Source organism: Marinobacter albus, from assembly GCF_030238305.1.
GTDB lineage: Bacteria > Pseudomonadota > Gammaproteobacteria > Pseudomonadales > Oleiphilaceae > Marinobacter > Marinobacter albus.
In genome coordinates this window covers 15,290-28,313 of the sequence record NZ_JASSQD010000005.1, presented here as the reverse complement: position 1 = coordinate 28,313, position 13,024 = coordinate 15,290, and the positions used below count along the sequence as shown (strand labels likewise).

The window sequence follows — 13,024 nt, the reverse complement described above, 5'->3', positions numbered from 1 at the left end:
CGCCAGACTACCAGAAACCCCCATCTGACTCAATCACATTCCCGCCTCACAACAAGCCGCCAACCGGCGGCAGGAGCGCCTCCCGAGTATTGTTCAGAACACCACAAATCGCCAATGGCAATCAGCTCGCCGGCGTCTCCGGAGCCCGCAAAAACCAACGGGAGACAGGCTCTTTCCCAGGGCGGCACCGCCTGTTCCTGAAACCAGTTTTTCAGTGATTTCGACGATCCTTCAGGACGGAATCGCACGCGCTCCCCTCCCTGCCTCGTAGATACCCTTATTGGCCTGGACGGACTTTCCGGGTTAGCCACCGACTCAAGCGTGAGCGTCCAGTAAGCCCAGTGCAACGGCTCACCCGGCAACAGCGTGACCGGCGACACGGGCACCTCGGGTTGCTCCGGGACCAGATGAATCCATCCCTGAAACCGGCGCAGACGAAACCCTTCTTCACGCAGCTCCGGCTCCCGGTCCTCGGCGGCCTCAAGCAAGTCGTGCATGACCTGGCTCCAGTCCGAAACCACCGGCGGACGGAATCCCCGCTTCCGGGCCCACCAACGCACAAGGTTTTTCTGCTCCACTACCGTAAGCGCCTGCAAGGCAGGCACAGACAACGCCCTCGACCCTTTCGAGCATTCAGTCCATTGCCGCTCTGCCAGGCGTTCGTTCAGAAATTCACTGTCGGCACAGGCACCGGCACTGTGCCTAACACGCCGCGCGAGACCGGGCCAGCGCGCTTTCAGACCCGGGATAATGGTATGCCGCAGGTAATTGCGGTCATATCCCTGATCGGCATTACTTGGATCCTCTACCCACTCAATCCCGGCTTCCCGCGCCCAGTGCTCAAGCTCCGCCCGCTCCAGTTCCAGCAGTGGCCGCACAAGCTGCCCCGCCGCCAGCGGACGAGCGCGGGGCATGCCGGCCAGACCCGCCACTCCACTACCCCGGATCAGGCGGAACAGAACCGTTTCCACCTGATCGTCCGCATGATGGGCCAAAAGCAGAAGGTCGCCGGGCCCGAGAATTTCCTCAAACACCGCGTAGCGGGCCTCCCTGGCAGCCTCTTCCACCCCACCCAGATTACCGCCAGCCTGTCCGATGTTGACCGAAACCCGACGGACGACCAGAGGGATACCCAGGGCAGCGCACTGGGTACGACAAAAGGCCTCGGTTTCGTTGGCGTTGGGCTGAAGCTGGTGGTTTACATGGATAGCGTGGACATCAACGCGGGAGCGATGACAGAAAGCCGCCAAATGCAGGAGCAGGACGGAGTCCAGGCCGCCACTCAGGGCGACCCATAAGCGGGAATGCTCGGGGAGCGACCTGACCGGCGCGCACAGCACATCCGGCCAGGCAAAGCCGTGATCGGGCTCAGCGCCCGTTGTCATAGCGGGTCAGTCGCTCATAGCGACGGGCTACCAGCTCATCCGTCGGCAAGCGGCTGAGTTCCGCCACACCATTGGCCAGGATCTCTTTCAGGGATTCCGACATCTCCTCCGGATTGCGGTGGGCGCCGCCCAGAGGCTCCTGGATGACATTGTCCGCGAGCCCGAGGTCCTTGAGGCGGTCCGCCGTGACCCCCATGGCCTCTGCGGCCTGGGCCGCAAACTCAGCGCTCTTCCAGAGGATGGAGGCGCAGCCTTCCGGGGAGATAACCGCGTAGGTGGAGTATTGAAGCATGTTCAACTGGTCGCAAACGCCAATCGCCAGGGCACCACCGGAACCGCCCTCGCCGATCACCGTGGAAATGATCGGGGTTTTCAGTCTGGACATCACGGCGAGGTTGAACGCGATGGCTTCACTCTGGCCACGCTCCTCGGCACCGATCCCCGGATAGGCACCCGGAGTGTCGATAAACGTGAGGATCGGCATTTTGAAACGTTCCGCCATTTCCATCAGACGCAAGGCTTTGCGATAGCCTTCCGGGCGGGGCATGCCGAAGTTGCGCTTGACCTTGTCCCTTACTTCGCGGCCTTTCTGATGACCGATGATCATCACCGGCTTGTTATTCAGACGCGCAGTCCCGCCCACAATGGCTTGGTCGTCCGCGTACCGGCGGTCGCCGTGCAGTTCGTCGAAATCCTCAAAAATCGATTCAATGTAATCGAGAGTGTAGGGTCTGCGAGGATGACGGGCCAGACGGGCAACGTCCCAGGGTTTGAGATTCGAGAAGATGCTTTCAGTCAGGCTGACGCTCTTCTTCTTGAGCCGGGAAATCTCGTCGGTGATATTAATATCGGTGTCGTTACCGACCATGCGAAGCTCTTCAATCTTGGCTTCCAGGTCAGCAATGGGTTGCTCGAAATCCAGATAATTAGGGTTCATGATGTTCCATCATTTGATTGCCAGGTGGAGAAACACTCCGCCAAACCAGAATTTGGGACAAAGATAGCAGCGCCAGCAACACGGCTAAAGCGGACCTTGGTATGAGTCCACTTTCTGACAAAAGCTTAATTTTTCAATATGTCAGCCGTATTTGCGCCCAGAACCTTGCCGGACTGATCTAATCATAGACCAGTTCTACGGACTGGTCGCCCACGAGGTACCGAAGCTCCAGCAGAAGGTTGTCGTCAGGCTGTACCCGCCAGGATTCGCCCAGTTCAATGCGAGTTTGGGCCTCAGCGCTGGAGTACTCGATCCAGACCGGACTCCCCTCGCACCGGAAGGGACGGAGGGTGTTGTCCAGCTTTTCGAGCAGTCCGTTCTGCAGCTGGTCCGATCGCAGAGCCAGTTTCAGCCCCCGACTGAACTGCTGGCGCGCGGTTCCAACGTCCATCACGGAACTCACCCGCATTTTCATCTGGCCGGAATAGTCGTCATGGCTGACCTGCCCCTCGACCACAATCACCTGATCCGACTGCAACAGTTCCCGGTTCTCGAAAAAGGCTTCCGAGAACAGCGTGGCCTCGATACGGGCGCTGCGATCATCAAGGGTTATGAAGCACATGGTAGAACCGGTCCGTGTTTTCATGGTTCGCTGGGCGACCACCAGACCGGCCACCCGCTGCGGTGCCTTGCTCGGCTTCAGATCGGCAATGGACGAGCGCACGAAACGGCGTACTTCCTTCTCGTACTCATCAAAAGGATGGCCCGTCAGGTACAGACCGAGAGTATCCTTCTCCCCTTTCAAACGCTGCTTCTCCGGCCACTCTCGGACATCTGCGACATCGGCGTAGGGATCACCGCCCTCACCGCCTTCAAGCATTTCCCCGAACATATCCATCATGCCCACAGATTCGTTCCGGGATTGTTGATCAGCCTGTTGGACGGCCTTGTCGATACTCGCCATCAGTTGGGCCCGACCGGCACCGAACTTGTCCATCGCACCGGACCGGATCAGCGCTTCCATGGCGCGCTTGTTGACCTTTCTCAGGTCGACCCGACGGCAGAAATCGAAAATATCCTCGTACGGTTCCCCGTCGCCGCGCCCTTCGACGATGCTCTGGATCGGGCCCTCACCCAGCCCCTTGATTGCCCCGAGGCCGTACACAATCTGACCTTCTTCGTTGACCGTGAAGGTGTATTCCGAACGGCTGACGTCGGGCACCAACAGGTCCAGTTTCATGTTCCGGCACTCTTCCACCAGCGTGACCACCTTGTCGGTGTTCTGCATATCGGCAGTGAGTACCGCAGCCATGAATTCGGCCGGGTAATGGGCTTTCAGCCACAGGGTCTGGTAGGACACCAGTGCGTAGGCGGCAGAGTGGGACTTGTTGAAGCCGTAACCGGCAAACTTCTCCACCAGGTCGAAGATGTTTTCTGCCAGGGTCTTGTCAATGCCATTCTGCTCACAGCCGTCCAGGAAGAACTGCTTCTGCTTGGCCATCTCCTCGGGCTTTTTCTTACCCATGGCCCGGCGCAGCATGTCGGCGTTACCGAGAGTGTACCCGGCCATGACCTGGGCGATCTGCATGACCTGCTCCTGGTAAAGGATGACCCCGTACGTGGGCTCCAGAACCGGTTTCAGGCCTTCATACTGATAGTCGGGGTGCGGGAAAGACATGGGCTGACGGCCATGCTTACGGTCAATAAAGTCATCAACCATACCGGATTGCAGTGGCCCCGGGCGGAACAAGGCCACCAGGGCGATCATGTCTTCCAGGGAATCGGGCTGAAGCCGTCGAATCAGATCCTTCATGCCCCTGGATTCGAGCTGGAACACCGCAGTGGTTTCGGCCTTCTTGAGCATGTCGAACGAGGGCACATCATCGAGCGGAATCTCGTTGATATCCAGCTCCGACTCACCACGCTGTTGCCGGCGCGGGTTGATCATGTTCAGGGCCCACTTGATGATGGTGAGCGTCCGCAGCCCCAGAAAGTCGAATTTGACCAGACCCGCGTCTTCCACGTCACCCTTATCGAACTGGGTCACGAGGCTGCCGCCCTCGTCATCGCAATAAAGCGGTGAAAAGTCGGTGATCTTGGTGGGCGCGATCACCACGCCCCCGGCGTGCTTACCGGCATTCCGGCACACACCCTCGAGTTTGAGCGCCATCTCCCAGATTTCCTGGGCTTCCTCGTCCTGCTCGAGGAAGTCCTTGAGCTGGGGTTCCTGCTCAATCGCCTTTTCAAGCGTCATACCCACTTCGAACGGGATCAGCTTCGAGAGCTTGTCCGCCAGACCGTATGACTTGCCCTGAACCCGGGCCACATCCCGCACCACCGCCTTGGCCGCCATGGTACCGAAGGTGATGATCTGGGAGACCGCCTCCCGGCCGTATTTCTGTGCGGTGTACTCGATGACCCGGTCACGGCCTTCCATGCAAAAATCGACGTCGAAGTCGGGCATGGAGACCCGCTCCGGATTCAGGAAACGCTCGAACAGCAGATCGTATTCAAGCGGATCGAGATCGGTAATCAGCTGGGCGTAGGCGACCAGGGAGCCGGCACCGGACCCCCGCCCCGGCCCCACCGGCACGCCGTTGTTCTTGGCCCACTTGATGAAGTCCATCACGATCAGGAAGTAGCCCGGGAACCCCATCTGGATGATGATGTCCAGCTCAAAGTTCAGGCGTTTGTAATAGGCAGCCCGCTTGGCATCATACTCCGGGTCATCCTTGCTCAGCGTCTTGGCCAGCCGCTCCTCGAGCCCTTCCTCGGACACCTTGCGGAAATAGTCGTCCATGGTCATGCCATCGGGGATCGGATAGTTCGGCAGGAAATACTCACCCATCCGAACCTTCACGGAACACCGGCGGGCAATCTCCACCGTGTTTTCCACCGCCTCCGGAATATCGGAAAACAGCTCAATCATCTCCTCGGCACTGCGCAGGTACTGCTGGTCGCTGAACCGCCGATCACGGCGCGGATCGTCAAGGGTCCGGCTTTCACCGATGCAGACCCTGGCCTCGTGCGCTTCAAAGTCTTCGGCATCGAGGAAATGCACGTCGTTGGTGGCCACCACCGGCAACCCCAGTTCCTGGGCCAGCCCGACACTCAGATGCAGGCAGTCTTCGTCCCCGGCCCGCCCGGTTCGCTGGAGCTCCAGGTAACAGGCATCCGGATACAGGTTCATCCAGTAGGCCGCTCGCTCGCGAGCGAGCTCTGGCTTGTCCGCCAGCAGGGCCTTACCGATATCACCAAGCTTCGCCCCGGACAGCATGATCAGGCCGGCAGGTCGCTCTTCCAGCCATTTGCGCTGGATAATTGGCTTGCCGAATCGCTGCCCCTCGGTATAGCCCAGGGAGATGATTTCGGTCAGATTCAGGTAGCCATCGTTATTCCGGGCCAGCAGGGTCAGCCGGAACGGGTTGTCCGGCTCATCCGGATTTTCCAGCCACAGATCGGCACCGATGATTGGCTTCACTCCGGCACCGGTCGCCGCCTTGTAGAAGCGAACCAGCGAACACATGTTGGACTGCTCGGTGAGTCCGACGGCGGGCATGCCAAGCTCGGCGACCCGGCCGATAAGGGGTTTGACCCGCACCAGTCCGTCAACCATTGAATATTCGGAATGTACGCGAAGGTGTACAAAAGTCTGCGCCATAATGTCAGGCAATTCCTGCTGGTAATTTCTGTTCGGCCCCGGCTCTTAACCGCCTATCAGGGCTCTGATGTCTGCTTCTGTCTGGGGCCCAAAACGGGCCTCGAGCAAATCCCCATCGGGATTGACAACAAACGTCGCCGGCAAGGCAACGGGCGTCTGCCAACCAAATTTATGGCCCGGGTCTTCCGCCAGCATGGTGAACTCGATGCCCATGCGTTCGCCCAACTCTTCCAGCTCTACGCCCGAGATACCATCAAAATTCACACCCAGCACGGCAATATCGGGTGCCTTGTCCAGCTCATTGAGTTCAGGAATTTCTTCCAGGCAGGGCTTGCACCATTCCGCCCAGTAATTGACCAGGACCCACTGACCACGGAGCTGGTCCCAGTTCAGTTTGGGGCCGCCAGCGCGCTCCAGCTCGATTTTCTCACAACCGGCGGACACCAGAATCAGAACGAATAACCCGAAGCGGGCCATCCAGTGGAGAAACCTCCGGTTTGCAGGGTACTGCACGAGAAAACCTCCTGTTAGACTACGGACCACTCAAACTGCGGTATCCATCCAGACAGACAATCAGGCTCGAAGATGACAGAACCAACCCGGATTTTCCACAACCCTCGGTGTTCAAAATCCCGACAAGCCCTTGAACTGCTTACAGATCGGGGAATTGAACCGGAAATTATACGCTACTTGGAGACGCCGCCGACAGAGCACGAGCTGGCCGACATTCTGGCAGCGCTTGATGCCGAGCCCCGGGCACTGATGCGCACCAAGGAGAAGGAATACAAGGAACTCGGACTGGACAACCCCGATCTCAGCCGTGACCAGCTGATTGCGGCCATGGTGGCCCACCCAAAACTGATTGAGCGGCCCATTGTAATCGCGAATGGCAAGGTTGCGGTAGGTCGACCGCCGGAAAACGTGCTGTCAATCCTGTAACACGCTCCAGAACCCACCGTTGATCGAAGGAACACGCAATGGCCGAACAGGCACCCTATATCCTGATCCTGTATTACAGCCGGAACGGCCAGACTGCCGAACTGGCAAACCAGATCGGTCGGGGTGTGGCCCGGGTCTCTGGGGTCGACGCCCGCGTACGCACCGTCCCACCGGTTTCACCGGAGACGGAGGCGTCGCTTCCACCGGTTCCGGACAGTGGCGCACCATACGCCAGTAAATCGGACCTCGCCAACTGTGCCGGACTGGCCCTCGGCAGCCCGACCCGTTTCGGCAACATGGCAGCACCTCTGAAGCATTTCCTGGACACCACCGGTGATCTCTGGCTCAGCGGTGCGCTGTCCGGCAAACCCGCCGGTGCCTTCACCTCGACGGGAAGCCTTCACGGCGGCCAGGAAAGCACCCTGCTGACCATGATGATTCCGCTGTTGCACCACGGTATGGTGCTGTGCGGCCTGCCCTATACCGAAAAGGCGCTGGGCGAAACAGAGACGGGGGGCACACCATACGGTCCCAGCCACTGGGCGGGCACCGGGGAGCAATTACCCGTAAGCCCCCATGAAAAGGCGTTATGCCAGGCGCTGGGCGAGCGCCTGGCGAGTTTTGCACTCAAGCTGGCAGCCTGATACACCAGGCCCCGCCTGACGTAATGCACTTGTATACTCTTTCTGGAATCACGCTATGCTTCACAATCCGAAAGCCCGGAACACAGCCCGGCTGACTATCCTGCTGTACTTGGGAGTGCTGGCAACGCTGCTGGTCACCACCTTTTATCCCACCCCTGTGGAGGGTGTCTCAGTTCCGCTCATGCTGACGGTTAAACTGTTGCCATTACTGGCTTTCGCGGTACCGGTGTTCCGTGGCCACAACCGGGGTTACATCTGGTTGGCGTTCGTGGTCATTTTCTACTTCACCCAGGCGGTGGTTTCCGCCTGGTTGAGCGAGGGGGCGGCCGGGCCGATGCTGCTGACCGTGCTTACTTTTCTGCTGTTTACGACGGCCATGGTACACCTGAAAGTGAACCGGCCGGTCGCAAGCTGATCCACCCTGACAATGAGCCCGACAACGAGACCCCATGTCTGACACCAGTACGCCTGAAAGCGCACGAACACCAACGGTACCCGCGCACAGCACACTGACCCTGAGGGACGTGTGCACGGCGCTGGTTACCAGCGGGGAAATCAGCCAGGACGACGCCGAACGGGTTCTGACAGCCAATCTTGGCGCGGCCACGGGCACAGGCCAGGCGGCAAAACGCCATCCGCTGGAACTGGTTGCCATCGCAGCCCTGACCAGCCAGAGAACCGACCGGGCGCTGGACCTCGACCGCCTCACCCAATGGCTCGCCGACTGGGCCGGACAACCCTACTATCACATCGATCCGCTCAGGATTGACGCCCCCGCCATCGCCAAAGTGATGTCTTACGCGTTTGCCCAACGCCACGGGATTCTTGCGGTGGAAATCCATCCGGACGAGGTGTTGGTGGCCAGCCCGGAACCGTTCAAAAGTGACTGGCAAGGCAATCTGCGTCAGGCCCTGCGCAAAGACATCCGACGGGTCGTTGCCAACCCCGAGGATATCCGGCGCTACACCGTTGAATTCTATCAACTGGCCAACTCGGTGAGTAAGGCCGGGGGCAGCCAGTCCTCCGGCACCGGCGGCAACCAGAATTTCGAACAGTTACTGGACCTTGGCACCAGCGAAAACCCCGATGCCAACGATCAGCATGTGGTGAAAATCGTCGACTGGCTGCTCCAATATGCCTTTGACCAACGGGCTTCCGATATCCATATCGAACCTCGCCGAGCCGTTACCCAGGTACGGTTCCGGATCGACGGTGTGCTGCACAACGTCTATGAATTTCCGGAGCACGTTGGCGTGGCGGTTACCAGCCGCCTGAAGATTCTGGGCCGCCTGAATGTTGCCGAGAAACGGCGCCCACAGGACGGCCGGATCAAGACCCGAAAGCCCGACAACCGGGAAGTGGAGCTGCGGCTTGCCACCATGCCGACCGCCTTTGGCGAGAAAATGGTGATGCGGATCTTCGACCCGGACGTGCTGCTGAAGTCATACGAGCAGTTGGGGTTCGGCAAGGAAGACCGGGAGCGCTGGCAGAGGATTACCTCCCATCCCCATGGCATTGTCCTGGTGACCGGCCCCACCGGCTCCGGCAAGACCACGACGCTCTACTCCACACTCAAGCAGGTCGCCTCACCGGAGCTGAATGTCTGCACCATTGAAGACCCGATCGAGATGGTGGAACCGGCGTTCAATCAGATGCAGGTTCAGAACAACATTGAACTTACCTTTGCCGCAGGGGTTCGGGCGCTGTTGCGTCAGGATCCAGACATCATCATGATCGGGGAGATCCGCGACCTGGAAACCGCCGAGATGGCCGTGCAGGCGGCACTCACTGGCCACCTTGTGCTTTCCACCTTGCACACCAACGATGCGCCCAGTGCCATCACCCGCCTGATGGAACTTGGCATTCCTCCCTACCTGATCCGCGCAACCGTTCTCGGTGTCATGGCCCAACGCCTTACCCGAAACCTGTGCCCGCACTGCAAGACGCCCGGCCCTGCCGACGAGCAGGCCTGGCAGACCCTGACCCGGCCCTGGAAAGCTCCGATTCCCAAGCAGTTCTACCAGCCCGTCGGCTGCCTGGAGTGCCGGAACACCGGGTATCTTGGTCGGGCCGGCGTCTACGAGATCATGAGCCTGTCGGATGGCCTGACCCGACAAATCACCGACCGCTGCGAACTCGAACAGTTGCGACTGGATGCCTACAAGGAGGGCATGAAATCCTTGAGGTTAAGCGGCGCCCAAAAAATTGCGGCAGGACTGACCACCGTTGAAGAGATTCTTCGGGTCACCCCGGAAAGCCAGCGGTGATGATCAGCTGACCTCAGGCACCCGGCCGCAACCCGCACTGATCGAGAAGGTTCTGCCAGGCCCGGGTATGGCGTGACATGGCCCCATCAAGTTCCCGCCAGAGGCTGCTCTCTGCAGCCTGGGACAGATGCCTTTGATACCAGGTCTCAAAGGCTGACGGCATGACACTCCGCTGTTCTTGGGCCAACGCGGCAAGTGGCTCGATCAGGGCAACCCTGGCACGACGCACATCGCTCATATACGGCTGAATTTTCTCGATGTAGACGCTGAAGAACATGCCCTCAACGATCTCGGACTGATTATTCGGTTTGCCGTTCAGGCACAGGGGACGCCCCTTGACCCGACCCCGAATCAAAGCCGTGGCATCATCAAGTCGGGTCTTCAGCAAGGCTGCGCTGTTGATCAGCTGACCGGCCCGGTACTCTGCCTGCCACCGCTGCTGCACAGACCCGGCGAATTCGAGCGACATATCAAGCGTTCCCGACCGCAGAGCCGCCACCGCATTTTTCAGTTCGTTGGCATCAAGCGCCAGATCCGACACCGGATTGTTCTCAGGGGAGACGGGATAATAGCCTTTGGCGAGGGTAAACAGGGTCTCGACTTCCTCAACCCCCCAGGTGGCATTCCAGATCGCAATAGGCAGGGATTCGCGTTTGCTTTCTATGGCCTTTTCCAGCGCTTCCACCAGTTCTTCATCGTCGGTTTCGGGCAAGCAGTCTTGCGCCGCCTCGATAAACCGCAGTTCATAGCGCAGCCGGTTCAAAGGCTGCATGACCTTGCCCATGACTGAATTCTTTTCGCCGACCACGAACTGCAATTCGCAGCCATACAACGACAGGAAATCCAGCATGCCCATATCCAGTTCCGGCATGGGAAGAACCCGGTGGCGGCGTCTGGGTATTTGCGAGGGAGTCTCAATGGCAGAGAATACGGGCTCCGTTTCCAGAACCCGGGCGACCCGCTCGACGTACTCATCCATCATCGGGCGGGCCTCAGAGAAGGGGTTGCATCCACTCAGGAGGACCAGGAACAGGCCGGGAACAAAAATCCTGATCCATCTGGCACCGGGCATGAACGTCTCCTGAGTCTTGCCAAGGGAAAAGTTACCGCTTGCGCAGAAGGGTATCTACCTCCGAGAAATCACGGGCCACGAACCGACCGGCTTCCGGCAGTTCGCCCTCGCGAACCAGCCAGGCTGTTTTCATACCGGCGGCCTCGGCCGCTTCAAGCTCCGCCTCGACATCAGACAGGAACAAAACCGTCTTGGCCTCCACACCCAGTTCGCCCAGGATCGCCCGATAGGAATCGGCCTCTTTCTTGCCACCTATGCGGGTATCGAAATAGCCGGAGAAATACGGAGTGAAGTCACCGGCCTCAGTAAACCCGAAAATCAGCTGCTGGGCTTTGACCGAGCCAGAGGAATATACGAACAGACGCAAACCCCGATCATGCCAGCGCTGAAGGTAGTCGGCCGCATCAGCGTAGATGTGCCCCTTGATCTCGCCTTGCTGATACCCCTGCTCCCACACCATGCCCTGGAGCGTTTTCAACGGGGTTTCCTTGCGGTCCTCTCTGATCCAGGCCTGCAGGGTCTGGATCAGAGCCTCAATATCGTCTCGATCAATGCCGGCCTTCTGCGCCACCGCATCCAGCTGTTCGGCCACCACCGGACTGTCTCCGTGATGCGCCCGTATGAATTCCGGGAGATGCTCACTGGCGTAGGGAAACAGCACGTCGTGCACAAAGGAGATCGAGCTCGTCGTCCCCTCGATGTCGGTCAGGACCACCCGGATCATCCGGCAACTCCCGCCAATGCTTCGTACCGCGGCAGGCGCCCTGCAATGTCCTCACCGGTAAAGTCCGCCACCCAGCCTTCGGGATTGGTGAACAGACGGATACAGGTGAACCGGGGCTCCGGCCCCATGTCGAACCAGTGCCGGGTACCGTTCGGCACACTGATCAGGTCATTTTTCTGGCACAGTACCGCATAAACCTGATCTCCGAGGTGCAGGTAAAAGAGCCCCTGCCCGCGGACGAAGAAACGGACTTCGTCCTCGCTGTGGGTATGCTCGTCCAGAAACTTCTGGCGAAACGCGTCCTTTTGCGGATTGTCCGGATTCAGACTGATCACATCGGCGGTCTGAAAACCGCACTCGTCCTTCAGCGCGGCAACCTCGTCCTGATAAGCCTCCAGAATGTCGTCCTGGGAGGCGTCCGCCGGCAAATCTCGGGTCGGCCACTGCTCGAAGCGAATGCCCTGCTTTGCCAGCAGGTCACGAATCTCCGACGGCTGTTCAGTCACTGTGTGCGCTGTCTCTGGTTGGCTCTGGTTAAAAATACTCAAGGTAGTCATGGGCGAACCCTCATGGTTTCAAGCTCACATTCAAACAGGAATTCAAAGGCTTCCACATGGCGGAGGCAGTCCGCCATGGTTTTGCCCCAGGTATAGAGGCCGTGGCCGCGTATCAGATAACCGGGCTGATCCGGATGGTCGGCGAACCAGGCTTTGGTATCCCTGGCAAGCGCCTCAATATCCTGGGTGTTGTCGAAGACCGGCACGGACAAAACGGATTCGTGGCTCTGCACGCCACTGAACGCTTTTTGCAGCTCATAGCCTTCCAGCACCAAAGGCTGACCGGCAGGCAGCAGCCGGCTCAGCACCGTGGCTTTGACAGAGTGGGTGTGGAGCACCGCGCCCACGTCGGGAAACACGTCATAGAGCACCGTGTGCAAGAGGGTTTCCGCCGAAGACCGGCAATCACTCTGAACCGGATGGCCGTCCAGATCCACCACCATGACGTCGCCGGCGCCCAGTTCACCTTTGTGCCGACCGGATACAGTAATGGCGATGTGCTGGTCATCGATGCGCGCGGAATAGTTGCTGCTCGTGGCCGGCGACCAGCCCCGCTGATACAGGAAGCGCCCTGCTTCAACAATGGCATCCGCCGCAGCGGCGTATCGGGTTACATCAAACACGGCTAATCCCCCAGGAATCGAATCGCCTTGGAAGCGTTCATTTGCCGACATTATAGGGATGGTGAAGCAGCCCGCAAATGATGTCGTGCCGCCAGGAGTCAACAGACCTGGGCGAAGAGCCCCACCAGGGTCCAACAATCGTACAGAGCCGGCTCCGCTCGCCCTTGTTCAGCCAGGTTGCGACATCACGAATGACCGAGTTGCGACCGGTGCGC

Annotated in this window: 12 protein-coding genes; 4 read left to right on the top strand and 8 right to left on the bottom strand. The window is 59.4% G+C overall.

Annotation, left to right across the window (positions count from 1 at the left end; all coding sequences use genetic code 11):
* Positions 1-29: 29 nt before the first annotated feature.
* The 4 genes from tilS to QQF73_RS18815 form a co-directional block, all read right to left on the bottom strand.
* The gene (gene tilS, locus QQF73_RS18830) at positions 30-1,385 is read right to left on the bottom strand and encodes a tRNA lysidine(34) synthetase TilS (RefSeq protein ID WP_285369091.1); all 1,356 of its coding nucleotides are present in this window, start codon (positions 1,383-1,385) and stop codon (positions 30-32) included.
* Complete coding sequence (gene accA, locus QQF73_RS18825; RefSeq protein WP_219865249.1) at positions 1,369-2,322, bottom strand: acetyl-CoA carboxylase carboxyl transferase subunit alpha; 954 nt, start codon at positions 2,320-2,322, stop codon at positions 1,369-1,371. The genes tilS and accA overlap by 17 nt, the downstream gene beginning before the upstream one ends.
* Positions 2,323-2,500: 178 nt before the next feature.
* Positions 2,501-5,983, bottom strand: a complete 3,483-nt coding sequence (gene dnaE, locus QQF73_RS18820; protein WP_285369090.1) for a DNA polymerase III subunit alpha — start codon at positions 5,981-5,983, stop codon at positions 2,501-2,503.
* 45 nt (positions 5,984-6,028) lie between these two features.
* The gene (locus QQF73_RS18815; protein ID WP_416383185.1) at positions 6,029-6,496 is read right to left on the bottom strand and encodes a TlpA family protein disulfide reductase; all 468 of its coding nucleotides are present in this window, start codon (positions 6,494-6,496) and stop codon (positions 6,029-6,031) included.
* 72 nt (positions 6,497-6,568) lie between these two features.
* Here QQF73_RS18815 and arsC point away from each other — a divergent pair, with 72 nt between their 5' ends.
* The 4 genes from arsC to tfpB are packed head-to-tail and all read left to right on the top strand — an operon-like array spanning position 6,569 to position 9,833.
* Positions 6,569-6,922 carry an arsenate reductase (glutaredoxin) gene (gene arsC, locus QQF73_RS18810; protein ID WP_219865247.1) on the top strand — a complete coding sequence of 118 codons (354 nt, stop codon included), beginning with the start codon at positions 6,569-6,571 and terminating at the stop codon, positions 6,920-6,922.
* A 38-nt stretch (positions 6,923-6,960) separates the two neighbouring features.
* Positions 6,961-7,566 carry an NAD(P)H:quinone oxidoreductase gene (gene wrbA / locus QQF73_RS18805; protein ID WP_219865246.1) on the top strand — a complete coding sequence of 202 codons (606 nt, stop codon included), beginning with the start codon at positions 6,961-6,963 and terminating at the stop codon, positions 7,564-7,566.
* Between the two features lie 55 nt (positions 7,567-7,621).
* On the top strand, positions 7,622-7,981 hold the full coding sequence (locus tag QQF73_RS18800) for a DUF2069 domain-containing protein (RefSeq protein ID WP_285369089.1): 360 nt from the start codon (positions 7,622-7,624) through the stop codon (positions 7,979-7,981).
* Positions 7,982-8,015: 34 nt separating this feature from the next.
* Positions 8,016-9,833, top strand: a complete 1,818-nt coding sequence (gene tfpB / locus QQF73_RS18795; protein ID WP_285369088.1) for a type IV pilus assembly ATPase TfpB — start codon at positions 8,016-8,018, stop codon at positions 9,831-9,833.
* Between the two features lie 13 nt (positions 9,834-9,846).
* On the opposite strand, the gene QQF73_RS18790 is transcribed toward tfpB, so the two are convergent.
* The 4 genes from QQF73_RS18790 to QQF73_RS18775 are packed head-to-tail and all read right to left on the bottom strand — an operon-like array spanning position 9,847 to position 12,809.
* Positions 9,847-10,905, bottom strand: a complete 1,059-nt coding sequence (locus QQF73_RS18790) for a DUF3080 domain-containing protein (protein WP_285369087.1) — start codon at positions 10,903-10,905, stop codon at positions 9,847-9,849.
* A gap of 31 nt (positions 10,906-10,936) precedes the next feature.
* Positions 10,937-11,629, bottom strand: coding sequence for an acireductone synthase (mtnC, locus tag QQF73_RS18785; protein WP_285369086.1), 693 nt, complete (start codon positions 11,627-11,629; stop codon positions 10,937-10,939).
* The gene (locus QQF73_RS18780) at positions 11,626-12,186 is read right to left on the bottom strand and encodes a 1,2-dihydroxy-3-keto-5-methylthiopentene dioxygenase (protein ID WP_285369085.1); all 561 of its coding nucleotides are present in this window, start codon (positions 12,184-12,186) and stop codon (positions 11,626-11,628) included. Before QQF73_RS18780 ends, mtnC begins: the two co-directional genes overlap by 4 nt.
* Positions 12,183-12,809, bottom strand: a complete 627-nt coding sequence (locus QQF73_RS18775; RefSeq protein WP_285369084.1) for a methylthioribulose 1-phosphate dehydratase — start codon at positions 12,807-12,809, stop codon at positions 12,183-12,185. The genes QQF73_RS18780 and QQF73_RS18775 overlap by 4 nt, the downstream gene beginning before the upstream one ends.
* Between the last annotated feature and the right edge of the window lie 215 nt (positions 12,810-13,024).

Coding starts and splice junctions, on each gene's coding strand:
- tilS (WP_285369091.1), bottom strand. CDS start 1,385: ATGACAACGGGCGCTGAGCCCGATCACGGCTTTGCCTGGCCGGATGTG.
- accA (WP_219865249.1), bottom strand. CDS start 2,322: ATGAACCCTAATTATCTGGATTTCGAGCAACCCATTGCTGACCTGGAA.
- dnaE (WP_285369090.1), bottom strand. CDS start 5,983: ATGGCGCAGACTTTTGTACACCTTCGCGTACATTCCGAATATTCAATG.
- arsC (WP_219865247.1), top strand. CDS start 6,569: ATGACAGAACCAACCCGGATTTTCCACAACCCTCGGTGTTCAAAATCC.
- wrbA (WP_219865246.1), top strand. CDS start 6,961: ATGGCCGAACAGGCACCCTATATCCTGATCCTGTATTACAGCCGGAAC.
- QQF73_RS18800 (WP_285369089.1), top strand. CDS start 7,622: ATGCTTCACAATCCGAAAGCCCGGAACACAGCCCGGCTGACTATCCTG.
- tfpB (WP_285369088.1), top strand. CDS start 8,016: ATGTCTGACACCAGTACGCCTGAAAGCGCACGAACACCAACGGTACCC.
- QQF73_RS18790 (WP_285369087.1), bottom strand. CDS start 10,905: ATGCCCGGTGCCAGATGGATCAGGATTTTTGTTCCCGGCCTGTTCCTG.
- mtnC (WP_285369086.1), bottom strand. CDS start 11,629: ATGATCCGGGTGGTCCTGACCGACATCGAGGGGACGACGAGCTCGATC.
- QQF73_RS18780 (WP_285369085.1), bottom strand. CDS start 12,186: ATGACTACCTTGAGTATTTTTAACCAGAGCCAACCAGAGACAGCGCAC.